The sequence below is a fragment of the Psychrobacillus sp. L3 genome (assembly GCF_042945595.1).
In the GTDB taxonomy this organism is placed as follows: domain Bacteria; phylum Bacillota; class Bacilli; order Bacillales_A; family Planococcaceae; genus Psychrobacillus.
In genome coordinates this window covers 2,478,318-2,504,910 of record NZ_CP168493.1, presented here as the reverse complement: position 1 = coordinate 2,504,910, position 26,593 = coordinate 2,478,318, and the positions used below count along the sequence as shown (strand labels likewise).

Annotated in this window: 24 protein-coding genes and 1 pseudogene; 20 read left to right on the top strand and 5 right to left on the bottom strand. The window is 35.8% G+C overall.

Features of this window, described 5'->3' with window-relative positions:
• The first annotated feature begins 64 nt into the window (after positions 1–64).
• Genes ACEPXD_RS12355 through ACEPXD_RS12330 form a run of 6 tightly spaced genes read left to right on the top strand, consistent with a single transcriptional unit; the run spans position 65 to position 3,561 of the window.
• Positions 65–475 (top strand): NUDIX hydrolase, encoded by a 411-nt coding sequence (locus ACEPXD_RS12355; protein ID WP_391116317.1) that lies wholly within the window; start codon positions 65–67, stop codon positions 473–475.
• Between the two features lie 28 nt (positions 476–503).
• Complete coding sequence (locus ACEPXD_RS12350; RefSeq protein WP_391116315.1) at positions 504–899, top strand: hypothetical protein; 396 nt, start codon at positions 504–506, stop codon at positions 897–899.
• A gap of 15 nt (positions 900–914) precedes the next feature.
• Positions 915–1,466 (top strand): DUF402 domain-containing protein, encoded by a 552-nt coding sequence (locus tag ACEPXD_RS12345; protein WP_391116313.1) that lies wholly within the window; start codon positions 915–917, stop codon positions 1,464–1,466.
• Between the two features lie 33 nt (positions 1,467–1,499).
• Positions 1,500–2,048 (top strand): GrpB family protein, encoded by a 549-nt coding sequence (locus ACEPXD_RS12340; protein ID WP_391116311.1) that lies wholly within the window; start codon positions 1,500–1,502, stop codon positions 2,046–2,048.
• Positions 1,967–2,470 carry an NUDIX hydrolase gene (locus tag ACEPXD_RS12335; RefSeq protein ID WP_391116309.1) on the top strand — a complete coding sequence of 168 codons (504 nt, stop codon included), beginning with the start codon at positions 1,967–1,969 and terminating at the stop codon, positions 2,468–2,470. Before ACEPXD_RS12340 ends, ACEPXD_RS12335 begins: the two co-directional genes overlap by 82 nt.
• A 14-nt stretch (positions 2,471–2,484) precedes the next feature.
• Complete coding sequence (locus tag ACEPXD_RS12330; RefSeq protein ID WP_391116307.1) at positions 2,485–3,561, top strand: NAD(P)H-dependent flavin oxidoreductase; 1,077 nt, start codon at positions 2,485–2,487, stop codon at positions 3,559–3,561.
• Between the two features lie 231 nt (positions 3,562–3,792).
• Here ACEPXD_RS12330 and ACEPXD_RS12325 read toward each other — a convergent pair whose 3' ends face one another.
• Positions 3,793–4,059: a GNAT family N-acetyltransferase gene (locus ACEPXD_RS12325; RefSeq protein WP_391123217.1), complete on the bottom strand. Its 267-nt coding sequence runs from the start codon at positions 4,057–4,059 to the stop codon at positions 3,793–3,795.
• Positions 4,060–4,068: 9 nt separating this feature from the next.
• The gene (locus tag ACEPXD_RS12320; protein ID WP_391116305.1) at positions 4,069–4,203 is read right to left on the bottom strand and encodes a hypothetical protein; all 135 of its coding nucleotides are present in this window, start codon (positions 4,201–4,203) and stop codon (positions 4,069–4,071) included.
• A gap of 413 nt (positions 4,204–4,616) precedes the next feature.
• On the opposite strand from ACEPXD_RS12320, the gene hutU (ACEPXD_RS12315) reads away from it, so the two are divergent.
• A complete protein-coding gene (gene hutU / locus ACEPXD_RS12315) occupies positions 4,617–6,338 on the top strand; it encodes a urocanate hydratase (protein ID WP_391116303.1) in 1,722 nt (573 codons plus the stop codon).
• 69 nt (positions 6,339–6,407) lie between these two features.
• Here the strand turns inward: hutU (ACEPXD_RS12315) and ACEPXD_RS12310 are convergent, their stop codons facing one another.
• Entirely contained in the window at positions 6,408–8,120 is a 1,713-nt protein-coding gene (locus ACEPXD_RS12310; RefSeq protein WP_391116301.1) for a sigma-54 interaction domain-containing protein, read from the bottom strand.
• 361 nt (positions 8,121–8,481) lie between these two features.
• On the opposite strand from ACEPXD_RS12310, the gene hutU (ACEPXD_RS12305) reads away from it, so the two are divergent.
• From hutU (ACEPXD_RS12305) to ACEPXD_RS12260, 10 genes and pseudogenes are all read left to right on the top strand, one after another.
• Positions 8,482–10,200: a urocanate hydratase gene (gene hutU / locus ACEPXD_RS12305; RefSeq protein WP_391116299.1), complete on the top strand. Its 1,719-nt coding sequence runs from the start codon at positions 8,482–8,484 to the stop codon at positions 10,198–10,200.
• A 135-nt stretch (positions 10,201–10,335) separates the two neighbouring features.
• Positions 10,336–11,163 carry a basic amino acid ABC transporter substrate-binding protein gene (locus tag ACEPXD_RS12300; protein WP_391116297.1) on the top strand — a complete coding sequence of 276 codons (828 nt, stop codon included), beginning with the start codon at positions 10,336–10,338 and terminating at the stop codon, positions 11,161–11,163.
• A 67-nt stretch (positions 11,164–11,230) separates the two neighbouring features.
• Complete coding sequence (locus tag ACEPXD_RS12295; RefSeq protein WP_391116295.1) at positions 11,231–11,887, top strand: amino acid ABC transporter permease; 657 nt, start codon at positions 11,231–11,233, stop codon at positions 11,885–11,887.
• Positions 11,884–12,606: an amino acid ABC transporter ATP-binding protein gene (locus ACEPXD_RS12290; RefSeq protein ID WP_391116293.1), complete on the top strand. Its 723-nt coding sequence runs from the start codon at positions 11,884–11,886 to the stop codon at positions 12,604–12,606. Before ACEPXD_RS12295 ends, ACEPXD_RS12290 begins: the two co-directional genes overlap by 4 nt.
• 81 nt (positions 12,607–12,687) lie before the next feature.
• Positions 12,688–14,001 (top strand): annotated as a pseudogene (locus ACEPXD_RS12285) (YjiH family protein).
• Between the two features lie 44 nt (positions 14,002–14,045).
• Positions 14,046–15,281, top strand: coding sequence for an imidazolonepropionase (gene hutI, locus ACEPXD_RS12280; RefSeq protein WP_391116291.1), 1,236 nt, complete (start codon positions 14,046–14,048; stop codon positions 15,279–15,281).
• Between the two features lie 29 nt (positions 15,282–15,310).
• Positions 15,311–16,477, top strand: coding sequence for a M20/M25/M40 family metallo-hydrolase (locus tag ACEPXD_RS12275; protein WP_391116289.1), 1,167 nt, complete (start codon positions 15,311–15,313; stop codon positions 16,475–16,477).
• Between the two features lie 263 nt (positions 16,478–16,740).
• Positions 16,741–18,246 carry a histidine ammonia-lyase gene (hutH, locus tag ACEPXD_RS12270; protein ID WP_391116287.1) on the top strand — a complete coding sequence of 502 codons (1,506 nt, stop codon included), beginning with the start codon at positions 16,741–16,743 and terminating at the stop codon, positions 18,244–18,246.
• Between the two features lie 91 nt (positions 18,247–18,337).
• A complete protein-coding gene (locus ACEPXD_RS12265) occupies positions 18,338–19,510 on the top strand; it encodes an amidohydrolase (protein WP_391116285.1) in 1,173 nt (390 codons plus the stop codon).
• Positions 19,511–19,583: 73 nt separating this feature from the next.
• A complete protein-coding gene (locus ACEPXD_RS12260) occupies positions 19,584–20,756 on the top strand; it encodes a hypothetical protein (protein WP_391116283.1) in 1,173 nt (390 codons plus the stop codon).
• Between the two features lie 290 nt (positions 20,757–21,046).
• Here the strand turns inward: ACEPXD_RS12260 and rpoN are convergent, their stop codons facing one another.
• Positions 21,047–22,345, bottom strand: coding sequence for an RNA polymerase factor sigma-54 (gene rpoN / locus ACEPXD_RS12255; RefSeq protein WP_391116281.1), 1,299 nt, complete (start codon positions 22,343–22,345; stop codon positions 21,047–21,049).
• 656 nt (positions 22,346–23,001) lie between these two features.
• On the bottom strand, positions 23,002–23,943 hold the full coding sequence (gene rnhC, locus ACEPXD_RS12250) for a ribonuclease HIII (protein ID WP_391116279.1): 942 nt from the start codon (positions 23,941–23,943) through the stop codon (positions 23,002–23,004).
• Positions 23,944–24,021: 78 nt separating this feature from the next.
• On the opposite strand from rnhC, the gene zapA reads away from it, so the two are divergent.
• From zapA to polX, 3 genes are read left to right on the top strand one after another with little or no spacing between them, the layout of a single operon-like run.
• The gene (gene zapA / locus ACEPXD_RS12245) at positions 24,022–24,282 is read left to right on the top strand and encodes a cell division protein ZapA (RefSeq protein WP_391116277.1); all 261 of its coding nucleotides are present in this window, start codon (positions 24,022–24,024) and stop codon (positions 24,280–24,282) included.
• A 4-nt stretch (positions 24,283–24,286) separates the two neighbouring features.
• Complete coding sequence (locus ACEPXD_RS12240) at positions 24,287–24,829, top strand: CvpA family protein (RefSeq protein ID WP_391116275.1); 543 nt, start codon at positions 24,287–24,289, stop codon at positions 24,827–24,829.
• 49 nt (positions 24,830–24,878) lie between these two features.
• Positions 24,879–26,582 (top strand): DNA polymerase/3'-5' exonuclease PolX, encoded by a 1,704-nt coding sequence (gene polX / locus ACEPXD_RS12235; RefSeq protein ID WP_391116273.1) that lies wholly within the window; start codon positions 24,879–24,881, stop codon positions 26,580–26,582.
• Positions 26,583–26,593: the final 11 nt, after the last annotated feature.

Genomic DNA, 26,593 nt, shown 5'->3' with positions numbered 1-26,593 from the left:
ATTTATTCACAATTCAGAAAAAACATTTGGTATAATTTATGCTATAAAAGGGTGGAATATATTAATGAGAAGAGTAGATGTAGTGTATGCATTGATCTATAACGAAAGTGAAAAGAAGGTTTTGATGGTTAATAATGTTGGATCCAGTTGGACTCTCCCGGGTGGTGCGGTTGAAGTAGAAGAAACATTGGAACAGGCTGTTATCCGTGAAGTGAGAGAAGAAACTGGTTTAACGGTTGAAGTGGAGAAAGTTGTGGCATTAAATGAAGCTTCTTTTGAACATAAGGGGAAACATGCATTATTTATAACTTTTAAAGTAAATATCATTGCAGGACATTGCTCCATTCAGGATGAGGATGAAATAGCAGAAATAAAATGGGTAGATGTTCAAAAAGCGAATGAGCTAATGCCTTATTACCCTGGAGGTGTAGATGGGTTATTGAAATCGTCGATACCTTATCTATTTCAAAAATAGAAAAATATATAAAACAGGAGGAGTTTTATTGAAGTATACAAAAGTATGTATTGTTTATATGCTTTTACTGATTTTGGTAGGATGTAACTCTTTAGAATCCAAAACACTTCCACAACTTTACAAAGGTGAATTTGCCGATGTTGATCAAATGATTATTTTAGATGGAACTACAGGCCACCAAAAAATTGTTTCAGAAAAAGTAGTAATTGACGAATACCTTGAGAAAATCAAAGATATTCAATTCATCCCTGAAGATAAACAAGAAACTGTTAAGGGATATAAATACGCTAGTACATTATTTAAAGGCGAAGAGTCATTCATGTTTACTTTGAATCAAGTTAACAATCATTATTATTATACAGAACCTGATATGTATCCAATTGTAGACGAATTTTATCAAGGCTTGGATATCCAGCAGGAATAGGCGAGGGGGATAAGCATGTTAAAAAAGAGATATGGGAATCGTTCAGATTGGAAAAGAATTGTTAAAAGAGAGTATGTGCAATCCTATATTGAGACAAAAGAGTTTACGGGAACTATAACACTATTACATTTAGTTCAAGTTAAAGAGCCTTTATGGGTAGATTATGACGATCAAAGCAATTGTATTGTAGACAATGGATATACGTGGATGCAGCATTTCCCTGTTGGCGAAAATTTTGCTCTAACTACAATGTTTGATTCAAAAGGCGAAATAGTCCAGTGGTATATAGATATTTGCAATGAAATAGGAATAGAAAATAATGTGCCATGGTGGGAAGATTTATTTCTTGATATTGTCATATTACCTACGGGAGAGATTATTCTTTTGGATGAGGATGAACTAGAGGAAGCATTAGTTGGTGGAAGCATCAATCAAAATATGTATGACCTAGCTTGGAATGAAACGAATAGAATTATCTCGCTTATTCGAGAACAAAAATTTCCTTTACTTCAATTTTCAAAAGATCATAAAGAACTGTTAAAAGCACAATTTCAGAGGGGAGAATGAACATAAGGAAAGTGGAAGTAGTTTCTTATTCGGATGATTGGAAGGAAAAGGTTTGAAGAGGAGGCGGAGAAACTTCAAAAGATTTTTGGTTCGGAAATTATAACGATACACCATATTGGTAGTACTTCTGTGTATGGTTTACGCGCGAAACCAATTATTGATATAATGCCGGTTGTTCGGGATATTAATAAAATTGATGCATTTAACGACGCAATGATTGTAATTGGCTACGAACCAAAAGGAGAAAATGGACTTCCTGGGCGTAGGTATTTTCAAAAAGGCGGAAATAATCGAACGCATCATGTTCATATATATGAAATGGATAGTCCAGAAAAAGAAAGATATATTGCTTTTAGAGATTACCTAATCAAGCATCCTACAGTGGCAATAGGGTATGGAGAATTAAAGGAAGCATTAGCAAAACAATTTCCTTATGAAATTGAGTCTTATATTAAGGGAAAGGAACAACTAGTAAAAGAGATTGAACAAGCTGCAAAGAAGTGGTACAAGGTAACGAAAGAAACTTCCACCGTGCATTTGGCGTTTATGGTATATGTGTACAAAATGGCAAGTTACTTGTAATCAACAAAAAAGGTGGCCCTTACATAAATTGCTACGACCTTCCAGGAGGCAGTTTGGAAGATAGAGAAAGTTTAGTAGTTGCAATGAAAAGAGAGTTTTTAGAGGAAACTGGATTTGAAGTCGATATTATTAAAAACATAGGCATTACCGATTTCACGCTTTCCTCGGATTGGAGAGGTTTGACAGATGAATATCATATTGCAGTTTATTATTTAGTAAAGCAAATAGGAGGAGATTTAATAGAACCAGAACAATTTGAAGGGCAAGACTCACTTGGAGCTGTATGGGCTTCGGAAGAAGAGATTTCCATTGGAAATGCCTCACCATTAGTCTTGAAAGCATTCGAATGGCTAAAAACAGGTGATTTAGGGTTAAAAGAAAACTATTACCCAAAGTGGAAAGTAATTAAAAGTAAAAAGTAAAAGGAGTAGAATGAATGCTAAAAAATGAGATCACTAAACTTTTAGGTCTAGATTATCCCATCATTCAAGCACCAATGGCCGGGGGAATTACTACTTCTAAGTTTGTAGCTATTGTATCCAATAACGGAGCTCTTGGAATGATTGGAGCAGGGTATTTGAGCGCGCATGAATTGCGCCAACAGATTAGAGAAGTAAAGCAGTTAACAGCAAATAATTTTGGTGTTAATTTATTTGTACCGAACGATTTTCAGATAAAAGAAGATGAAGTAGAAATGATGAATAAACTGTTAAATCATTATCATGGGGAATTGAATATTCCAGTTGAAAAGGTTATTCTACCGATCGTGGAGAATGTTTTTCATTCATATATGGAACAAATACAAGTTGTTATAGAAGAAAACGTTCCTATTTGTTCCTTTACATTTGGAATTCCAACTGTAGAAGTAATGGGGAAATTAAAACATTACAATGTAATAACGATTGGTACAGCTACCACTGTGACAGAGGCAGTTGCAATTGAAAAAATAGAAATGGATGCAGTAGTTGTGCAAGGAAGTGAGGCAGGAGGACATAGGAGCAACTTCTTAAGTGACCATGAGGAAAGTTTAATTGGTTTAATGACTTTAATTCCACAGGTTGTGGACAATGTAAGCATTCCAGTTATTGCAGCTGGAGGCATTATGGATGGAAGAGGACTAATGGCTGCATTATGCCTAGGGTCTAAAGCTGTTCAAATGGGCACTGCATTTTTGACATGTGAAGAAAGTGGAGCACACCAAGTACATAAAGAATCAATCCTTCATTCGAAGCAAGATGATACTAAGTTAACTCGTGCATTTTCTGGTAGATGGGCAAGGGGTATGAAAAATAAATTTATAGAGGAAATGCAAAATCACGAAGCTTCAATTCCCGGTTTTCCAGTTCAAAATGTGCTAACGCAATCAATTCGAAAAGCTTCTGCCAATCAAAATAACAAACAGTATATGTCACTTTGGTCTGGTCAAAATTCCACACTTGCTAGAATCGAAACAGTAGAAAGACTAATTCAGCGTGTCATAGAACAAGCTAATAGAATATATCAAAATGTATAATTATTCGAAAATACTGTAGATATGTATAAATTACGTATAGCCTGCAGTATTTAATAATAAGTGACGGTACACGATATTCAATGACTACGCTTTTAGTTGCCGGATGGAATTATTGTATCTGTATTTATCAATTGAAAACTATATTTTGTATTCATAATAAGGTTCTTCTTGCTCCATATCATCAAACCATTTCATACCTTTAAAAAGTAAAACCAACCTTTTCTAAAATTTTTAAAGAGACTGTATTATGAGGATTGCTGAAGCTGTCACGAGGTCTACTTTACCATGGTTTTTAGCTAGTTCCAAACAAGCAGATGCCGCTTCGGTTGCATAGCCCTTTCCCAAAAAAAATTTACTAAAATGATAAATTAACTCTACCTCATTTACTGAGCCTGTCATATTAAATCCTGCTGAACCAATTACTTCATTCGTTTCTTTCTCTATTACAGCGTATACAGATAAACCTTTATCTACGTGACATTTACGATAACCTTCTATAACTTGTAGTTATACTTCATGGGAGGTTGCTCCATCACATAATGCCATCACTTCTTCATCCCCGAAAAATTGTTTCACGTACTCTAAATGAGCTTCCTCCAATACACATAAATACAATCGATCTGTTTCAAAAATATTATCCATTCAATCACTACTATTCTAAAATACTTCACCAATTAGCTATATTTTATCATTCCTAAACTGTTCTGAATATTATCTCTATAGATAGAATCTATAGAAATGTAATAGGAAAAATTGATGAGAAAATTTTATCTGCACCATTATAAAAGCTAAATTTATAACTAGTTATCAAATTATTCTTGGTATTCATGCATTTTTTACAATATAGCAAAAATTATCTGCGATTTTTTCACTGTTATTAAACTGTAATTAGTTATGGATTATGAGAGAAGAAATTAATAAATTTAAAAACAGTTGATATTAAACACTTCTCACTTACAAAATAAATTATTTTTATTTAATTAAGAAAATTGGCACGACTCTTGCATTATAGAATAGTGTAAAACACAATTAAATTTTTTTAGGGGGAACTTACAATGACAACACCAGAAATTTTATATTCCGTAAAAGCACAAAGAGGACCCGAGTTACGTTGTAAAGGATGGAGACAAGAATCGATTTTACGTATGCTTGAAAACAATATGGAGAATGCAGAGAAACCGGAAGAGCTTGTCATCTACGGTGGTATCGGGAAAGCGGCTCGTAACTGGGAATCCTACCACGCAATTGTAAAGTCATTAAAAGAGTTAGAAGATGATGAAACACTAGTAGTTCAATCTGGTATGCCGGTAGCGATTTTCAAAACACATAAATATGCACCAACCGTTGTCATGGCAACGACAAACATTATGAAAGCAGATTGGCCAACATTTTATGATTTACAAGATAAAAACTTAACGATCTACGCAAACTATACTGCGGCACCTTGGGAATATATCGGCACGCAAGGGGTAATCCAAGGAACATTTGAAACCCTTTCTGCGATTGCTCGCCTGCACTACAACGATTCACTTGTTGGAAAAATCCTTTTAACTGCAGGAGCAGGGGGAATGGGTGGTAACCAAACACGTGCGATGACGATGCATGGTGGAGTAGCAATTCTTGTGGATGCAGACGTGAAAATCATCAAAAGAAGAATTGACAAAGGATTCATCGATGAACTAGCGGGTTCACTTGACGAAGCAATTGCTAAAGCGAAAGATTATGCAGCTGCTGGAAAACCACTTGGTATTGCAGTCGTAGGAAACGCTGCAGATGTATTTGAAGAAGTGCTAGAAAAAGGCTGGTTACCGGATATCTCTACATCGATGACACCAGGTCATGATCCAATATCTTACTTGCCATCCGGATATACAGTAGAAGAAGCAGAACATCTTCGCGATACAGATCGCACTTTATACTTGGAAAAAGGTCGCGAAACAATGATTCGTGAATTGAAAGCGCTTATTAAATTCATGGATCTAGGCGTTCATTCATTCGAATATGGAACAAGTCACCGAAAAGAATGTATCGATGCAGGAATGGATGCAAAAGAAGCGAAGCGTCTTCCAGGTTTCGTCGCGGAATACATCCGTCCACTATTTTGTGAAGGTCGCGGACCATTCCGGTGGATCTGTTTATCAGGAGAAGCAGAAGACTTACGAAAAATTGACGATATGATTTTAGAGAAATTCAGCGACGATCACCTGGTAACACGTTGGATCAAGCTGGCAAAAGAACATATTCCCATCGAAGCTCTTCCAGCACGTATCTGTTATATGGGCTTTGGTCAACGTAAAGCATTTGCATTAGAAGTAAACGATATGATTCGCCGTGGGGAATTAGCTGGACCAGTTGCGTTCTCTCGTGACAATCTAGACTCAGGTTCTATCGTGAATCCGACATTCGAATCAGAAAATATGAAAGACGGCAGTGATTTAATCTCTGACTGGCCGATGTTGAACGGACTATTAAACGCAGTCGGCATGTGTGATTTGATCGCCATCCAAGCGAACTATTCAATGGGTGAAGCGGTTCATACGGGCGTTACAATGGTAGCGGACGGAACAGCGGAATCGGATATGAGACTAGAAGTAGCAATGACTGTGGACTCTGGAATTGGAGTTGTTCGCCACGCGCAAGCTGGTTATGAAATTGCACAAGACGTTGCGAATGGAAAAGGAAAGTTAACGGATGAAAGCATTAAAATTCCATTATGGTGGAAACGTGAAGCTACATTTGGACCGAAAGATCTTAAAAAAGAAGAAGCGAAAGCTTAATGTATAAATAATTTAACATAAGAAAAACAGCGCGGAATTTGATAAAAATATTCCGTGCTGTTTTTTATCTTATACTGTAGGTTTTTCCAAATCATGTTTTTTAATATGATATTGCAAGCTTTGCCGAGTGATGCCAAGTTTTTTTGCAGCCTGCGATACATTCCAGTCGGATTGCATTAATGTTGTTTCAATTAGTTGCTTTTCCGAACTTTTAAAGATTTTTTTCAGTGGTCTTTGCATTTCATTACTTTGATCAGCTGAATTATTTTTATGCGCCATTAGTATTTTTCCTCGTATATAAGATGGAAGATGATCCACTTCAATAACATCTGCATTTTCAGGTACTCGTATAATTAGGTTTTCTATCAGATGCTCTAGCTCTCGAATGTTCCCGGGCCACGAATATTGAAGCAAACTTTTTTGTAGTATATTCGAGAGGTCTGGAACTCTTTTAGTAAACTTTGCTTGAAATGATTTTAAGAAATAGTTGATGAAAAAATGTACATCTTCTTTCCGTTCTCTCAGTGGAGGAATATAAAGACTTGTATGGGCAATTCGATAAAACAGGTCAAGACGCATTTTGTTTTCGGCAATTAGTTTTTCTGGATCTTCGTTGCATGCACTAATAACAGTACACTTTACAGGTGCCACATCATTCGAACCTACTTTTCGAACTAGTCGCTCTTGTAAAACTCGCATTAATTTTGTCTGTAAAGTAACCGGCATTGAATTTATTTCATCCAAAAAAAGTGTTCCATCTTGTGCATATTCAAACAATCCAATTTGGTCTGTAGCACCTGTATAAGCACCTTTAACAGTTCCAAACAAAGTGCTTTCAAGTAAATTTTCAGGAATTGCAGCACAGTTTATGGCAACAAAAGGTTTGTCCGCTCGAGGACTATGATTATGCATACTTTGTGCGAATAATTCTTTACCAGTGCCTGTCTCTCCCACAATTAACGTATCCGCATTATGTATAGAAACATTTTGAGCTTCCTTGATAAGGTCTAAAAGGACAAGACTTTTTCCTTTTATATCATTAAACGTAAAAATAGTTCCGTTCTTTGAATGAGCTTTTTCTTCTCCTTTAATGTTTGCCTGTCTTTTTAGTTCGATTGTTTGATGAAGGCGATCTTTCAATTTGGATTCATTTGTACTTAGTGAATATACAGAAATAGTTTTTCCGTCTTTTTGAATTGGATATGTACTGTAGTTAACATATTTAGGTATCCCATTAACGGTGGAATGCGCACGATACCTTGAGTAAATTGGCTTTCCAGTCTTAAATGTATGTCGATGCTCTGAGTATTGCGGATTATAATTGTAAACGGACCATAAATGTTTACCAAGTATATCTTGACTCGATAATCCCTCCATTTTTTCCTGCGCATCATTATATAAAGTAATTTCTCCTTCAAAGTTGCTCATCATAACCCCTTCATCAAGAGATTCAATTATTTTTTCTAAACAATATAATCGCTCTTCCACTGAGGTAGATTCTTTATTAATCTCTTTTAAACATAAGAAAATATAGGTAGGCTCTTCAGAAAAAACTTTAACGTTAACTGAAAACTGTTTGTCATTTATATCTAGTAGAAATGTATCATTATTGATTAAATGATTCGTATTGTAGTCAATTAAATGAATAATAGATTCTCCAATTGTCACATTTATAGGAAGTTCCTCTTTTATGTCATACCAAAGAATTCCAAGGTCCTCGTTTATAGCAATTACACCATCCACAAAACTTCTTACTATTGATCCGATTGTAGAAACAAGCAAGATATATCTACTCCTTTCAATTATAAAATTATCAATAGTATAGCATGATTCTGAGTATTTAGAAGAGTCTGCATGTAAAATTTATCTGCACCTATCCAAATAGCATAGAATTCAAGGTTTTTAATCTTTCTTGTATAGTTTTTAGATAATTCGAAAAATTTATCTGCGGTATTTACTGTTTTTTTGCATGTATGTGTGAACTGAAAAGCATTTTGTCATAGAAAGAAATTCTAAAATAACTTAGGTATAGCTAATTTATTTGTGATAAAACATTTATTTTTTATGAATTAAGAAAATTGGCACGACTCTTGCATTATAGAATAGTGTAAAACACAATTTAATCTTTTAGGGGGAACTAATCATGACAACACCAGAAATTTTATATTCCGTAAAAGCACAAAGAGGACCCAAGTTACGTTGTAAAGGATGGAGACAAGAATCGATTTTACGTATGCTTGAAAACAATATGGAGAATGCAGAGAAACCGGAAGAGCTTGTCATCTACGGTGGTATCGGGAAAGCGGCTCGTAACTGGGAGTCTTACCATGCCATTGTGAAATCATTAAAAGAATTAGAAGATGATGAAACACTTGTTGTTCAATCGGGTATGCCAGTAGCGATCTTTAAAACACATAAATATGCACCAACCGTTGTCATGGCAACGACAAATATTATGAAAGCAGATTGGCCAACATTCTATGATTTACAAGATAAAAACCTAACAATCTATGCAAACTATACAGCGGCACCTTGGGAATATATCGGCACGCAAGGGGTAATCCAAGGAACATTTGAAACCCTTTCTGCGATTGCTCGCTTGCACTATAACGATTCACTTGTTGGGAAAATCCTATTAACTGCAGGAGCAGGGGGAATGGGTGGTAACCAAACACGTGCGATGACGATGCATGGTGGAGTAGCAATTCTTGTGGATGCAGACGTGAAAATCATTAAGAGAAGAATTGACAAAGGATTCATCGATGAACTAGCGGATTCACTGGATGAAGCGATCGCGAAAGCGAAAGAATATGCAGCTGCTGGAAAACCACTTGGTATTGCAGTTGTTGGAAACGCTGCAGATGTATTTGAAGAAGTACTAGAAAAAGGCTGGTTACCGGATATTTCTACATCGATGACACCAGGTCATGATCCAATATCTTACTTGCCATCTGGATATACAGTAGAAGAAGCAGAACATCTTCGCGATACAGACCGTACTTTATACTTGGAAAAAGGTCGCGAAACAATGATTCGTGAATTGAAAGCGCTTATTAAATTCATGGATTTAGGGGTTCATTCATTCGAATATGGAACAAGTCACCGAAAAGAATGTATCGATGCAGGAATGGATGCAAAAGAAGCGAAGCGTCTTCCAGGTTTCGTCGCGGAATATATCCGTCCACTATTTTGTGAAGGTCGCGGACCATTCCGTTGGATCTGTTTATCAGGAGAAGCGGAAGACTTACGAAAAATTGACGATATGATTTTAGAGAAATTCAGCGACGATCACCTGGTAACACGTTGGATCAAGCTGGCAAAAGAACATATTCCAATTGAAGCACTACCAGCACGTATTTGTTATATGGGCTTTGGTCAACGTAAAGCATTTGCTTTAGAAGTAAACGATATGATTCGCCGTGGGGAATTAGCCGGACCAGTTGCGTTCTCACGTGACAATCTAGACTCAGGTTCCATCGTGAATCCGACATTCGAATCAGAAAATATGAAAGACGGCAGTGATTTAATCTCTGACTGGCCGATGTTGAACGGACTATTAAACGCAGTCGGCATGTGTGATTTGATCGCCATCCAAGCGAACTATTCAATGGGTGAAGCGGTTCATACGGGCGTTACAATGGTAGCGGACGGAACAGCGGAATCAGATATGAGACTAGAAGTAGCAATGACTGTGGACTCTGGAATTGGAGTTGTTCGCCACGCGCAAGCTGGTTACGAAATTGCACAAGACGTTGCGAATGGAAAAGGAAAGTTAACGGATGAAAGCATTAAAATTCCATTATGGTGGAAACGTGAAGCTACATTTGGACCTAAAGATCTTAAAGAAAAAGCAAAGGTATAGGGTTCTGAAAAATGTAAGGAAGAGATCTATATTCTATTAGATCTCTCCCTGCTATTCACTACTTCTTAAAAGTATTACTTTTCTATTCTTGAATAATGGATTTAAAAAATTGACTAAATCTAAGGGGACTATTAAATGAAGAAGAATATTTTTCTAACTATCGTTATGATTTTTTCTCTAATTTTAGCTGCTTGTGGTACAACTGATGCTAATGCAGGCAAGGGTAATGGTTCAAGTGTAGAAAAGAAAAAACTTAAAGTAGCGACAGAAGCCAATTATGCACCATTCGTTTATTTAGATAAAGGGGAAATTACAGGATTTGACGCAGATTTTATGAAAGCGGTTGCGAAAGAAGCAGGTTATGACATTGAGCTTGTAAATGTCGGGTGGGATCCTTTATTTGTAGAAGTAAAAGATAAGCTTTCTGATTTAGGTATATGTGCAATCACGATTAATGACGAACGAGAACAGACATATGATTTTTCTGTTCCATATTATTTATCTACAAACGAAATTCTAGTTCCTGAAGGTAGTGATATCACAAGCGCTGCAGACTTAAAAAACAACAAGGTAGTTGCGGTTCTAGGTGGAACAACAGGACAGGAAGCAGTTGAAAGTGTTCTTGGAAAAAATCACAAAAATATTAAAAAATTCGACAATAATAATCTAGCTATCTTGGAAATGATTAGCGGAGGAGCAGATGCAGTTGTTGCAGATAATGCAGTAGTCGAAGAATATGCAAAAAACAATCCAGATAAAAAGCTAGTAGTTATTAAAGACGAAGAAGGTTTTGAGAAAGAGTTTTATGGGATTATGTTTCCAAAGGGCAGTGAACTTAAAAAAGATTTTGATGTAGCTGTTACTAAGGTATTAGAAAATGGTACGTATGCAAAAATTTATGAACAATGGTTTGGTGCTGAGCCGGACGTGGTTACGCTGTTAGAACAACAGAAAAAGAAGTAAATTTGTTCAAATTGCGTAACTCCCTAAGCGTAGTTACGCAATTTTGGTTCCAATGGGGGGGATATCAATGGATTTTAGACTAGATATTATAGTAGAGTATATTCCTTTCTTTCTTAAAGGTACGGTACTAACAATCGGATTGTCGATAGTTGGGATACTAATAGGAACTGTATTAGGACTATTAATTGGCTTAGGGAAAATGATGCGTAATAAGTTCATTTCATTTATATGTAATTGTTATATTATTTTTTTCCGTGGAACACCTTTATTTGTCCAAATATTATTAATTCACTTTGGTATTGTTCCTATGTTAATAGGACATACAAACGGTATAGTAGCTAGTATTATTGCACTTTCCTTAATTGCGGGTGCATATATATCAGAAATTTTCAGAGCAGGAATTCAGTCAATTGATAAAGGCCAAATGGAAGCTTCGCGTTCACTTGGAATGAATCATATCCAATCGATGAAAGATGTTATTTTGCCACAAGCTTTTAAAAGAATGATTCCTCCTTTAGGGAATGAATTCATCGTGCTTATTAAGGAATCATCTCTAGCGGCTATCGTTGCAACTCCAGAGCTAATGTATTACGGACGAGCACTAGCAAGCCAATATTACCGTGTGTGGGAGCCATATCTTACAGCTGCACTTATTTATCTCGTGTTAACTACTTCTTTGAGTTTCTTATTAAATCGTCTTGAAAGAAGGTTGGCAACAGAATGATCCAAGTGAAAAATTTAAAGAAATCGTTTGGTAGTAATGAGGTTTTAAAAGATATCAACGCATCTATTAAGCCAAAGGAAGTAGTGGTGGTTATCGGGCCATCTGGATCAGGGAAATCTACTTTTTTAAGATGTCTGAATCTACTCGAATCTATTACGGACGGTTATGTGGCAATCGAAGGTGTTGATATAACAGATAAAAAAACAGATATTAATAAAGTAAGAACAGAAGTTGGTATGGTATTTCAGCAATTTAATTTATTTCCACATAAAACTGTAATTGAAAACATTATGCTTGCCCCAATGAGAGTAAGAAAGTTATCAGCAGAACAGGCAAAAGATAGAGGCATAGAACTTCTTCGTAAAGTAGGGCTTAAGGAGAAAGCAAACGCTTATCCAGATTCTTTATCTGGTGGACAAAAACAGCGAGTAGCTATTGCCAGAGCCCTTGCAATGGAACCCAAAATAATGCTTTTTGATGAGCCGACATCAGCCTTGGATCCAGAAATGGTTGGTGAAGTGCTGGAAGTGATGAAACAGTTAGCTCTTGAGGGTATGACAATGGTAGTAGTGACACATGAGATGGGTTTTGCACGTGAAGTTGGAGATCGTGTTTTGTTTATGGATGGTGGTTTTATCGTAGAAGAAAACATTCCTAAAGAATTATTTGAAAACCCGCAGCAAGAAAGAACAAAATCGTTTTTAAGTAAGGTTTTGTAAAAAGATAAAAGAGCATTCTTAAACTGTCTATTATGGGGTGAAATAATGAGTAATTTACAAGAATCAGTGGATAGTCAACAAATGAACATTGGAGAAAGTCAAAAGATCTACTCCTTTAAAAACTTTTTGAGGTTTTTCTGCTTTAGTGCAATTGGGATATTTATGTTTTTTATTCCAATTGATATAAACGACAAAAATTCCATACCGTTAGACCATCTTGTAACATGGCTTAGATCGTTGTCCGGAACCGCTAATGCTTATTACACGATTATTCTAGTATTGTTAGGAGCAGCTTACCCATTTTACACAAACACTTGGCGGAAAAGTAAAGTTGAAATGGTGTTATCTGGATTCAAGGTGTTAGGAGCTATTGCAGCGATTCTCGTGTTGTTTGAAATTGGTCCTGCTTGGTTAATGGCTGAGAATATGGGACCATATTGGTTTTATAGTTTGCTCATCCCAATCGGGGTATTAGTTCCGATAGGAGCTATCTTTTTGGCTTTACTAGTAGGATATGGGCTTCTTGAATTTATTGGGATTTTTATGCAACCGATTATGCGACCAATTTGGCGAACGCCTGGACGATCAGCAATTGACGCAGTTGCTTCATTTGTAGGGAGCTATTCGATAGGTTTATTAATAACGAATCGGATATATAAAGAAGGAAAATATACGAAAAAAGAAGCGATTATTATTGCAACTGGTTTTTCCACTGTATCCGCTACTTTTATGATTGTTGTGGCTAAAACATTGGATTAAATGCATATTTGGAATCTCTATTTTTGGCTAACATTTTTAGTTACTTTTGTTGTAACAGCTATTACCGTAAGGATTTGGCCAATAAATAAAATGAGCGATGATTATTATGCGGAGGAAGGATTTCCCGAAGAAGTTATTAAAGAAAAACGATTAAGATATGCTTGGGAGCAAGCCATGAATACGGCTCATAATGCACCAAAACTAAAAGATAATATTTTTGTAAACGTAAAAGATGGATTAGTAATGGCAATGGGTATTTTGCCGTCGATTATGTCCATTGGGTTATTTGGATTAGTTTTGGCTAACTTTACTCCTGTCTTTGATTATCTAGGCTATATTTTTTATCCATTAACTTGGATTCTACAAATTCCAGAGCCGTTTCTTGCTGCAAAAGCTGCGGCCATTAATTTGATAGATATGTTTTTACCTTCATTAGTTGTTCTAAAAGCTAGTATAGAAACCCGATTTATTATTGGCTCTCTCTCCATTTCAACCATTCTATTCTTTTCGGCATTGATACCTTGTATTCTTTCAACGGAAATACCTATTAAGATGAGCCATATATTAGCAATTTGGTTTTTAAGAACGGTACTTACGCTCATTATTGTTACACCACTTGCATTTTTATTTCTTTAAACTTATCAACAAAAATTGGTTTGGTAGTGAAAGGAGTTTTTGGAATGAAAACAAGAGTTGATTTAGTCATTAGTAACGCCGCTGAAATAATAACTTGTACTGGTGATGGTATGGCTGGTATTGGAGTTTTAACAAATGCTTGGATTGCTATTAAAGAAGACAAAATCGCAGGAGTTGGTTCAAAAGAAGAGATTAGTAGTAATTTTGATATAGAACATTCAAAAAAAATTGATGCTACCGGAAAAGTTGTTGCACCGGGGTTTGTGGATTGTCATACTCATCTTGTTTTTAATGGTACACGTGTTGAAGAATACGCAGCAAAACTAACCGGAAATGATCCTGAAAAATTGAAAGAGCTTGGAATTACAACAGGTCCTAACCGGACAATTGAGTTAACACGAGATGCATCAAAAGAAGAGTTATTTCAACAATCTAAGAAAAGAATATTGTCCATGCTTGATTATGGAATTACAACAATTGAAAGTAAAAGTGGTTATGGTTTAACTACAGAAAGTGAAATAAAAATACTAGAAGTGGGAAGAAGATTAGATAAAGAGACTCCTGTAGATGTACTTAATACATTTTTAGGTGCGCATGGATTTCCAAAAGGTATGTCGAAAAGCGAATACCTGGATGTTATTATCAATGAAATGATCCCTCAGGTTGGTGAGCGGAAACTTGCAGAGTTTTGTGACGCTTGGTGCGATGATGGATATTATACTGCGGAAGAATCCAAACAAATTTTAGAAGCTGCTTTGCAGTATGGCATGAAACCCAAATTACATGCGGATGCCTATTCATACATCGGAGGTACGGACTTAGCGGTAGAGATGAACATGGTTTCTGTAGATCATCTAAACTACACACCTGTAGATGTTATGGAAAAACTTGCGAAATCGGAAGTAACGGGTGTATTAATGCCAGCGTTGGATTTTGCAGTTGGTCATAAAAGACCTTTTGAAGCGAGAAAAATGCTTGACATAGGGATGAAGATAGCTCTTGCAACTGATCTTTGTCCTGCATGTTATACAGAATCCATGCAATTTGTCATTAACCTTGCCTGTAGATTATATAAATTCACAGTAGAAGAAGCAATAAAAGCGGCTACATATGGCGGAGCACAAGCGCTAAATTTAAATGATAGAGGAGTTATACAAGTTGGTAAACTTGCAGACTTACAGATCTGGGACATTCCATCTTATAAACACATTGCATATGAACTTGGTACAAATATTGTAGAGACAGTTATTAAAGATGGAAAAGTTGTAGTTTGCAGATGAAATATATCTAAATAATTGGAGGATTTACAATGACACAAAAACAATACGCCACCGCTGCTGAAAAAGTAAATGAAGAACGTTTATTAGAATTATTTCTAGAGCTAGCAAAAATTAATGGACCAAGTTCGAAGGAACAACTAGTAGCAGATTATTTAATTAAAGCATTAACAGAACTTGGTTTCACACTTGAATTTGATGAAGCACATAAAAAATTTAATGGAGAAGTAGGGAATTTGATTGCATGGAGAGAAGGAACGGATTCATCCATTCCTCCACTGTTTTTCTCCACACATATGGATACAGTTCTTCCGACAAAAGACCTGAAACCGATAATTAAAGATGGTATTATTTATTCGGACGGTACGACAATCTTAGGTGCAGATGACCGTGCAGCATTAGCGTCATATCTAGAAGCGATTAGAGCAGTGATTGAAAGTGGAATTCCACATGGTCCTATCGAATTTGTATTAACCGTGAATGAACAACCAGGACTTGTTGGAGCAACTCATATGGATTATAGCAAAGTAAAGAGTAAGGATGGTTATATATTCGATAGCAGTGGCGATGTTGGTCAAATTATATTAAAGGGACCTTATAGTAGTAGAATTTGGTTAACAGTGGAAGGAAATGCAGCTCATATTGCACTAAACGCTGAGGAAGGCAATAGCGCTGTCCTTATTGCTTCAAAAGGATTATTAAACATGAATCTTGGAACAATTGATGATGAGACACTTGCCAACATTGGCATTATAGAAGGTGGAGAGCTTACATCGATTATACCTGGTACTGTTAGGGTTGCAGGGGAAGTTCGTAGTTTTTCAAAAGAAAAATTAGAAAAGCAATTGCAGCATATGGAGGATGTTATGCAAGAAGCAGCAGAGAAAAACGGAGGTAAATTGACAGTTAGAATTGAGAAGAAATATAGTGGTTTCGATATTCCAGATGATCATATTTTAACAAAAACGGTTGAAACAGCTGCACATAATATAAAAGTCAATCCGTATTTAACGGAAACTCTTGGTGGCGCTGATACGAATGTATTAAATGAGAATGGATTAACATGTATTACGCTAGGAAATGGATTCCAAAACATTCATTCTTTTAGAGAATGCTTGAGCGTAGAAAACCTAATAAATACTGGTCGACTTACGGCGGGATTAATTGAACAATGGTACAACAATCATAAAAAAGAGTAATTTTCTATAGTTGAGTTAATTTCATAAATAACAATTAATTATAAAATAACGAACAATGATTATTTTTTTGATTGGAGCGACAAGCGGCGACTCCAGCGGGATGAGTGAGACAGATAAGACATCACAAACGACGCGAAGCGGCGGTGATGGCTAATCGCTCACCCCGCGGAAAGCGTCCGTCGATAGCGGAAATCATGCTGATTTATGAGATTGAGTCAGTTATCTGTTTAATGAAAACATACAACATACAGGAGTGAGCATACATGACAAATGATAAATTAGTAAAATTAGATGGTATTACATTAGACAGACATAAAATCGAAAGTGTTGTTTATGGATCAGCAAAAGTAGAAATTCCAGAAGCAGATTTAATAAGAGTTCGAGCGAGTCGCGAACGAATTGAAAAACAACTGAGAGATGGAAAAGTTATTTACGGAGTAAATACGGGATTTGGAAAGTTAAGTGACATCGAAATAGAAAAAGAAGACATCGCCAAATTACAACTTAATTTACTTCGAGCAGATGCAGTTGGTGTAGGTGATCCATTGCCAACTCCAATAGTTCGGGCGATGATGACGCTTCGTGCAAATGCGCTAGCAAAAGGATTTTCAGGGATTAAAGAAGATACTCTTTTATTGTTAGTCGAAATGATTAATAAAGGTGTACATCCAATTGTTCCTTGTAAAGGGTCTGTGGGAGCTAGTGGAGATTTAGCTCCACTAGCGCATGTTGCGATCGTTTTAATAGGAGAAGGAAAAGCTGAATTCGAAGGAGAAGTTCTTTCGGGTGGGGAAGCTTTGAAACGAGCAGGTTTAAAACCAGTTACATTAGAAGCGAAAGAAGGCCTTGCATTAATAAATGGAACACAAGCAATGACTGGCGTTGGGGTTGTCGCTATTAATGAGGCAGAGCGTCTTGGTTTAGCTGCTGATATGGCGGCATGTTTAACAATGGAAGCGTTACAAGGAATTATTTCCGCATTCGATCCTGAATTATTAGCAGTTCGCCCTCATCCAGAGTTAGAATTCGTTGCATCTCGAATGAGAAATTGGTTAGAAGGAAGTAAACGCATTACCCATCAAGGGGAAGTTCGCATGCAAGACGCATATTCGATTCGTTGTATTCCACAAGTACACGGGGCATCTTGGCAAGCATTTAATTATGTAGAGGATAGATTGAAAGTTGAAATTAATTCAGCGACAGATAACCCAGTAATCTTAGAAAATGGAGAAATTATTTCTGGAGGTCATTTCCACGGACAACCAATTGCACTTGCAATGGATTTCTTGAAAGTAGGAGCAGCAGAATGGGCGAATATTTCAGAGAGAAGAACAGAGCGACTTGTGAATCCACAGTTAAGTGGCTTATCGCCATTTTTAGCGATGGATCCAGGTTTAGAATGTGGATTGATGGTTGTCCAATATGCAGCAGCTGCACTTGTTTCGGAGAATAAGGTGCTGGCACATCCAGCAAGCGTTGACTCTATTCCGACTTCTGCTAACCAAGAAGATCATGTAAGTATGGGGACGATTGGCTCGCGTCAAGCTCGTGAAATTATCCATAACAGTGCTCGTGTTATTGCGATTGAACTAATCTGTGCTTCACAAGCTATTTACTTAGAGAAAGCTGAAAGTCAATTAGCTCCAGCTACAAGAAAATATTTAGAAATTGTTCGAGGCATTTGCCCTCCATTAGATGGAGATCGTGCTATTTCTGATCAAATGGAAGAGTTGGCACAATATATCTTACGAGCGGACGATTTAAAATAACACTAAGTAAGAAACCAATTCTAACTGTTGAACGTACAAACAACAGTTAGGGTTGTTTTTTCCTAAAACATATTATCTAGGGGGTTTTAATGTGGATGAAATTGAGGTAATAGATTTTGAAAAAGTAAAAAATGATGTAGTTAAATGGAGAAGATATTTTCATCAGCATCCTGAATTATCGTACGAAGAGATAAATACATCTCAATTTGTTTATGATACGTTAAAATCTTTTGGAAGTATTGAAGTAACGCGACCGACAAAAACAAGTGTAATGGGTCGTTTATTAGGAAGTGAGCCAGGTAAGGTACTTGCAATTCGTGGAGATATGGATGCTTTGCCAATTACAGAAGCAACAGATTTACCATTTGTTTCAGAAAATTCAGGCATCATGCATGCATGTGGTCATGATGGGCATACAGCAATGTTACTTGGTGCAGCAAAGATTCTTGTTCAAAGGAAAGATAAAATAAAAGGAGAAGTGAGATTCATATTCCAACACGCAGAAGAATTGTTTCCTGGGGGAGCTCAAGAGATGGTGAAAGCAGGTGTGTTGGACGGAGTGGATAAGATTATAGGACTTCACCTCTTTACAATGATTCCTACCGGAAAAATTGTGATTCCTTATGGGCCATTCACTGCAAATTCAGATATATTTAATATTAAAATTGTGGGTAAAGGGGGCCATTCCTCACAACCACAAGAAACAATTGATCCAATTTTAATAGGGGCGCAAGTTGTTAATAACATTCAACATATCATCGCAAGAAATATTGATCCATTAGACCAGGCTGTTGTCTCCATTACAGAATTTAACGGTGGTACTGCTAAAAATATTATTCCTGATTCAGTAAAAATTGGTGGCGGGGTAAGAAGCTTTAGTGAAGAAGTACGTGTTAATATCTCCAAACGAATAGAAGAAGTAGTAAATGGAATAACAAAAGCTCATCAAGCAACATATGAGTATGAATATGAATTTGGTTACGCTTCCGTCTATAACAATCACGAAGTTACAGGGGAAATAGAAAAGCTAATTGAAGAGAAATTTGGTCCAAATATTATTATGGAAATCCCACCTTTTATGGGGGGTGAAGACTTTTCAGCTTTTTCTCAGAAAGTTCCTGGTTGTTTCATTGGAATTGGAGCAGCAAAAGATAAAGAAGAACTAAATTTTCCACATCATCATCCTCGTTTTGACTTTGATGAAAGATCGTTGGAAATCGGGCTCAAGCTTTTAATCGAAGCACCTTTTAAGCTATTAAACTAACATAAACAGCATCTATGCGAAACACTAAATGGAAACTAATCCACTAAAAACTATTATAAAAGGATGAGATGCTATGTTTCAAGAACCAGTAGTTGCAGCAATGGTAATATTAGGGTTGATTGCCCTTGGAGAAGTAATATCGATAATAACTAAAGCAAGAATACCTATGCTATTTATAGCATTAATGGGATATCTCGTGTTAATTTGGATTGGGGTATTGCCAAAGAGTATGATCTTGAATTCCGGCTTTGTTACTGTTGGAACTGTGTTGGGTACCGCTCCTGTTATTGTTCATATGGGAACGTTAATTCCTTTGAAAAGTATAAAACTTCAGTGGAAAGCTGTAGCTATCGCAGTGTTAGGTATTATTTTTGCTTCAGTGCTAATATTAACACTTGTCACATTAATATTTGATTATCCTGTTGCGGTTGCTGGAGTAGGTCCTCTTACTGGAGGTATAATAGCTCTCCTTGTTACGTCAGAGGGACTAAAGGAGCTAGGTCTAGTTTCTTTAGTAACAGTTCCGGTATTAATTATGGCGGTACAATCACTATTTGGTATACCAATTGCAACTAATATTCTTCGACGTTATGCACTTAAAATCCGTTCGGAAATGGATAACGGAACATATATTTCGGAATTAAAAGTAATAAAAAATGGTGAACTAGTGAAAGATAAGTTTTTTCTTCCAGAAAAATATCGTAGTAATTTAATTCTTTTATTCTTATTATTTGTCGGCGGAGCAATTGCAATTGTTCTCGGGAAATATACCGTTATTCCATATAGCTTATGGTCTCTAATTATCGGTGTGTTGGGAAGAGTAGTTGGATTTTATCCGGAGCGGGTAATGGAACGTGCGAATGCATTTACAATAGGTATGGCAGGAATAATATTCCTAATAATTATTATGATGAATGACATTACATTTGGTCAATTTATTGGATATTTGCCTGAAGTGTTCACTATTATTATAGTAGGTATAATCGGAATTATTGGTGGTGGTTATCTTGGCTCGAAGTTATTTAAATGGGATCCACTTAAAGGTATTCCGGTTGCCCTCACTGCTACGTTTGGTTTTCCAGGTGATTACATTGTCTGCGAAGAAGTTAGTCGTAGTGTTGGAAGAGATAAAGAAGAAGAAGAAAAAATCTTTAATGAAATTTTAACTCCAATGCTCGTTGGTGGGTTTACAACTGTAACGATAGGCTCAGTTATTATTGCAAGTATATTAATAAGGACTTTATAATTTAGCACGTTTTAATTTCTGAATATTAAAAATGCATTAAATTAAATGAGCTAGTGCCAACGATAAAGGGTTACGGTGAAATCCGTAACCCTTTTAAACTTGTCATCTCTATCTTCATCCTGAGTTTTTGGTACATATACTAGTCAATGAAAAAATGTTGGAACTTTTTTTCGACTCCTTTTATCACGTTTGTTAATTAACAACCTTCTTATATAATATTATTTTAGAGTAGGGCTGAGTAGCCACAGTCGCATCCAGAAATCTTTATAATGGTAAACACGTATCTCCTATTATACACTTATCTCTTTACGTCGGTTCGCGGGAGGGATATTTAGTTCCTCGCGATATTTACTAATAGTACGTCTAGCAATCGCAATCCCTTTTTCTATATTAAAGTGATTTGCAATTTGTTGATCTGAAAAAGGCTTGCATTTATTTTCTTTCTTTATGATATTTTCTAAGAGTAATTTAACCTCCGTTTGGGATATTAAATTTCCATCGTTTCTTTCTAGCTTAGAAGTAAATAACTTACGAAGATCAAAAGAACCTTTAGGTGTTTGAATGACTTTATTCATAGTTGCTCTGCTAACTGTTGACTCATGCATCTCTATCTCACTAGCAACTTCTTTCAAAGTTAGAGGCTTAAGTGAGCTAAATCCTTCTTTAAAAAAGCTATCTTGTTTTTTTATTAAAACCTCGACTATTTTTAAAATGGTCAAACGGCGCTGTTCGATACTACTAAGCAACCATTTATAACTTGCGAATTGATTATTAATATATTTGGATGTTTCATCCTTAACATTCATTAAGTCTGTGTACTGATTGTTAAAATGGATTTCCGGTAAATAACTTTCGTTTAAGTAATAAATCAGATTTCCATCCTTATATTCCACTATAATATCCGGAACTAAATATTCAACTGAAAAATCTGAAATACCAAAGCAAGGAGTTGGATTTAGTGTTTGAATGAAATCAACCGTATCTTTAACGGCTTGTAATGATATCTTCATACAACGAGAGATATCATTCCATTTTCTATTAGCTAATAAGTCTAAGTGATGTTCAATAAGTCTTTTTGCTAATTTTTCTTCTGGATAATCGTATGTTATTTGCAAAAGCAAACATTCCTTCATACATCGTGCACCTAAACCAATAGGTCCAATCTGTTGAAGAAGATGAATTCCTCTTTCTATTGTTACTTCATCAAAGAGTTCATCACTAGTTAAATGTAAAAAACCACTATCATCCAAATTGTGTATAAGATATTTTAAAAGTTTCATGTCTATATCATCTGTGAATAGTAACTTTGCTTGTTCAACTAAGTTATGTCGCATATCAATGTTTTTAGTTTGTGCATAGTCTATTAGTTGTTGAGAGGAGCCAGTTAAAATAGTTTTTCCATTTGATCTTTCAGGATACAAAAAATCTGGAGGTTGCTCCTCCAATTCGATTAATGGGTTTTCTAACTCTTGCTCTTTTATGTATTGATATAGATCGAAAGTGGAATATTGCAATAATTCAATTGCTTGTTTTAGTTGAAAAGTCATGACTAAACTTTGTTCTTGTCTGTGTGTAAGTATGAGTTCCATCGTATTCCTCCTCATCTATTCTTACGTTTATTCGAGAGCGCTTACATTAGGACGTACTTAATTATACTACAAGTATCTCAATTATTTAATAGAAATATATGAATATTGCGAATTATTTAAATGCGAAAAAACCTCTTTATTCCGGTATCCAGTATTAATGATTCTAGGATGGTAATATGAATAAAGACCTTCATCTTTACTTGGACTTAATCTTTCTTGTTTTTTTCTTTCCTTTTACCGGGCAAAGTTTATATGATTCAGTATGAGTAGGATTAGAGTTGGCGGAACCTAAAAAAATAGATAGCATCCATTGATAGAAAAGCACTGAGCGGACGAAATTACATCTTCGTCCGCTTTTAAAGGAATAGGAAAGCATTTTATCTCTCATTAACCAAACCTAATGCACCATGTCGCTAAATATTTCAAGAGAGCTATGGACAAACATCCGCCACAAGTTTACCGAAAAGAGAGGATCTGGAAGTGACTCAGTCACTTCCAGATCCTCTATAAAAGTCTTCGTTAATAGTGTAGCTAATGTTTAGTCCAAAGCACTCTGAAATTGGTAAAGACAAGATGCACTTAAAGGACGCTTGCGCTTTTCTTAAAAACAGGGATTAGTTCAATAAAATGAAAAGACTTTTATCCGAAGTTTTTGCTTATAATCTTTTCTTATTCGCAATTCTAATCGCTTTTTGCGTATTGGCAAAATGCCATTTCGTAATGGATTTTAAAAATGTTTCTCCATGTTTTAAAAAAATATTTGCCGCTATTTCATCGACTTTTGAACTTGCTCCTTTTGGAATGGTCGTATTTGCAATTTTACTAAGACGGTCCATTTCTATTAAAAAAGCATATCTTGCAATAATGGATGCTGCTGCAACAGAAACATGCAATTGCTCAGCTTTTGTAGAAAACAGAACATTTTCCCGAATGATTTCTTTTTCGGCTTTAATATGATTATAGTAAATGCCTCGTTCAGCAAACTGGTCTATTAATATATATGCAGGTTTTTCTGGATTCATTTTATTCAACACATGCTTAAGTGCTTGGTTGTGCATAAGGGCTTTTATTTTCCCTTGGGACCATCCTCGTCCTTGGATGTCATTATACTTTTCATTTTTTAAAACGAGCACACTATGCGTTAATGTAGCCATTAAATCTGGAGCCATTTTCCGCATAACGTCATCCGTTAGCATTTTTGAATCTTTTACTCCAAGTTCTTGTATCAATTCAATTTGATCTGCTCGAACAAAACATGCTGCTACTGTTATTGGGCCAAAATAATCTCCGGTCCCAGTTTCATCAGACCCGACGACAGAAAAAGAGGAGAAGTTGGGCGGTAATGTATCACCTTTTGCCGTGCCACTAATAACCTTTTCCTTGGAGTTATTGGAAATTCCTCCCCATAAGGAAGCTTCACGAGAAGCACCATTTCCTTGAAACATTACTTTACCAGACTTATAAATGGTAATGGCTGTATCTGATAGTTTTGCAGCAAAGACTACCCCAGGAGCAGCTCTTTCTACTTTATATTGTGCATAATGAACTTTCACTTTTTCTATTTCTTTTGGTTGCATTACTAAAACTTCGTTAGACATTCGTTCGTTCCTTTCTTCACATCGCAATCTATTTCGTGTTATTATTATTAATAGGATTTTCTAGGGGAGGGAACGTCTTTGTCAGAACAACAAAAAACGAGAATTTCTGTTGATATATATGGACAGAATTATAAAATGGTAGGTTCCGAAACTTCTGGTCATATGCGTCTTGTTGCCTCCATGGTAGATGATAAAATGAGAGAAATACATTTTCATAACGGCAAGTTAGATGTTGCTAAACTAGCAGTACTGACTGCGGTCAATGCAGTAAACGATTACATAAAAGCAAAAGAACAATTAGAGCTTCTAGAAGAAGAATTGAAAAAGTTAAAGGACTGAAAAAATGATAGATATTCTGATTTTACTATTACTTATCGCTGGATTTTTTACTGGTGCAAAACGAGGATTAGTTTTACAACTCATCCACATGACTGGTTTTATCATCGCACTTATCGTTTCCTATACTTATTATAAACCACTTGCAGAGAAATTTGTTTTATGGATTCCATTTCCTGCTGTAACTGCTGGATCTAAACTTACTATTGCAGTGGAGAGTTTAGATTTAGACCAAACATTTTATCGTATTATTGCATTTGCGCTCATTTTTATGGTCGTTAAATTTGCACTTCATTTATTAGCGTCGATGTTTGATTTTTTAAAGTATTTGCCTATACTTGGTTTTATAAGCAATATGATTGGAGCGGTTTTAGGATTTATTGAGTTTTATTTCATTTTATTTGTGTTATTATACGTTTTTGCCTTACTACCTATCGATATTATTCAAAATTTAATATCAAAATCTAGTTTGACGTCATGGATATTGAATCACACACCAATACTTTCAGAAGCAGTAAAAAGTTGGTGGTATATCTATATGAAAAAATAACTTCTCTCAGTAGAGGGAAGTTTTTTTTCGAATGAAAGGGGTTCTATTGATGGATAAAAAGACCATTATTCGTACATTAGAAAAAATTGCTTTATATATGGAATTGCAAGGAGAGAATCCTTTTAAAGTTTCGGCCTTTCGAAAAGCTGCACAAGTTTTAGAACTTGATGCACGTAGTCTTGCTGAAATGGATAATATTCTATCTTTAAAAGGAATTGGTGCTGCTACGGGAGCTGTAATTGAAGATTTAATGAATGAAGGACAGTCTTCCTTACTATTAGAACTTCAAAACACAGTTCCTAGTGGACTGCTACCAATGTTAAAAATACCAGGACTTGGTGGAAAGAAAATTGCCAAGCTTTATAAAGAATTACAAATAGACTCAATTGATGCATTGAAAGAAGCTTGTGAAGCAAAGAAAGTTCAGTCCTTAGCAGGATTTGCTGCGAAAACAGAAGAGAAAATATTAGCGGAAATTGCAAGCTTCCAATCGAAGCCGGAAAGAACTGCAATTTGGCAGCTAGAACCAATCGTAGAAATGATTGAAAGAAAGCTTTTAACTATCCCAACGATTGAAAAGTTTTCTGTTGCAGGATCTTATAGAAGAGTAAAAGAAGCAAGTAAAGATATCGATTTCATTATTGGGACAAGTTCACCTCAAGAAGTACGAGAAGAAATGTTAAACGTACTTCCAATTATAAAAATCATTGCAGCCGGAGAAACAAAAGTTTCGGTAACACTAGCAGTTGAAAATGAAGTAGATGTGGATTTTCGAATAGTAGATTTGCATCAATATGCTTCTGCTTTAAACCATTTTACAGGTTCTAAAGATCATAATATTAAAATGAGACAAATCGCAAAAGATAAAGGCATGAAAATTAGTGAATATGGTGTAGAGTTGGAAGATGGGACCGTACAGCATTTTGAATCGGAGAAAGCGTTCTATGCGTACTTCGATTTACCCTATATTCCTCCAACTGTTCGAGAGGATGGCTCCGAGTTTAAAAAACTAGATCAATTGCCCTCTCTCGTAACATTGGACGATATAAAAGGCGATTTTCATATGCACACGACCTGGTCTGACGGAGCCCATTCGATCGAAGAAATGGTGGAAGCATGTAGAGCGAAAGGTTATTCTCATATGGTCATTACCGATCATTCCGATTATTTAAAAGTAGCGAATGGTCTCTCCAAAGAGCGCTTATTAAATCAAATTGAAACAATTTGCAAATTAAACGCAAAATATACAGATATCGAAATATTTGCAGGTACGGAAATGGATATTTTACCAGATGGTTCGCTTGATTTTGAAGATGAAGTATTACAGCAACTCGATTTCGTAATTGCTTCCATTCATTCAAGTTTTAGTCAGCCACAGGAGAAAATTATGGAACGTTTATTAAATGCGATAAAAAATCCACATGTGCATATGATTGCTCATCCAACAGGAAGAATTATTGAACAGCGTGATGGATATAATCCGGATGTACCAACTTTGATTGAGTGGGCAAAGGAATACGGAAAAATTTTGGAGTTAAATGCTAATCCATATCGTCTAGATTTAAAAACGGATTACTTAAAATTAGCAAAAGAAGCTTCCGTTCCAATTGCCATTAATACAGATGCCCACCATATAGACCAACTGAAATACATGGATATAGGCGTACGTTATGCGCAAAAAGCTTGGCTTCACAAAGATAGTATTGTAAATACGTGGACATTAGAGAAATTCAAGCAATTTGTTAAGAAATAATTAGGAGGTGC

Bases quoted from the DNA above. Each gene is read 5' to 3' on its own strand.
- ACEPXD_RS12355 (WP_391116317.1), top strand. From the start codon at position 65: ATGAGAAGAGTAGATGTAGTGTATGCATTGATCTATAACGAAAGTGAA.
- ACEPXD_RS12345 (WP_391116313.1), top strand. From the start codon at position 915: ATGTTAAAAAAGAGATATGGGAATCGTTCAGATTGGAAAAGAATTGTT.
- ACEPXD_RS12340 (WP_391116311.1), top strand. From the start codon at position 1,500: ATGATTGGAAGGAAAAGGTTTGAAGAGGAGGCGGAGAAACTTCAAAAG.
- ACEPXD_RS12330 (WP_391116307.1), top strand. From the start codon at position 2,485: ATGCTAAAAAATGAGATCACTAAACTTTTAGGTCTAGATTATCCCATC.
- ACEPXD_RS12320 (WP_391116305.1), bottom strand. From the start codon at position 4,203: ATGGATAATATTTTTGAAACAGATCGATTGTATTTATGTGTATTGGAG.
- hutU (WP_391116303.1), top strand. From the start codon at position 4,617: ATGACAACACCAGAAATTTTATATTCCGTAAAAGCACAAAGAGGACCC.
- hutU (WP_391116299.1), top strand. From the start codon at position 8,482: ATGACAACACCAGAAATTTTATATTCCGTAAAAGCACAAAGAGGACCC.
- ACEPXD_RS12300 (WP_391116297.1), top strand. From the start codon at position 10,336: ATGAAGAAGAATATTTTTCTAACTATCGTTATGATTTTTTCTCTAATT.
- ACEPXD_RS12295 (WP_391116295.1), top strand. From the start codon at position 11,231: ATGGATTTTAGACTAGATATTATAGTAGAGTATATTCCTTTCTTTCTT.
- ACEPXD_RS12290 (WP_391116293.1), top strand. From the start codon at position 11,884: ATGATCCAAGTGAAAAATTTAAAGAAATCGTTTGGTAGTAATGAGGTT.
- hutI (WP_391116291.1), top strand. From the start codon at position 14,046: ATGAAAACAAGAGTTGATTTAGTCATTAGTAACGCCGCTGAAATAATA.
- ACEPXD_RS12275 (WP_391116289.1), top strand. From the start codon at position 15,311: ATGACACAAAAACAATACGCCACCGCTGCTGAAAAAGTAAATGAAGAA.
- hutH (WP_391116287.1), top strand. From the start codon at position 16,741: ATGACAAATGATAAATTAGTAAAATTAGATGGTATTACATTAGACAGA.
- ACEPXD_RS12260 (WP_391116283.1), top strand. From the start codon at position 19,584: ATGTTTCAAGAACCAGTAGTTGCAGCAATGGTAATATTAGGGTTGATT.
- rpoN (WP_391116281.1), bottom strand. From the start codon at position 22,345: ATGGAACTCATACTTACACACAGACAAGAACAAAGTTTAGTCATGACT.
- rnhC (WP_391116279.1), bottom strand. From the start codon at position 23,943: ATGTCTAACGAAGTTTTAGTAATGCAACCAAAAGAAATAGAAAAAGTG.
- ACEPXD_RS12240 (WP_391116275.1), top strand. From the start codon at position 24,287: ATGATAGATATTCTGATTTTACTATTACTTATCGCTGGATTTTTTACT.
- polX (WP_391116273.1), top strand. From the start codon at position 24,879: ATGGATAAAAAGACCATTATTCGTACATTAGAAAAAATTGCTTTATAT.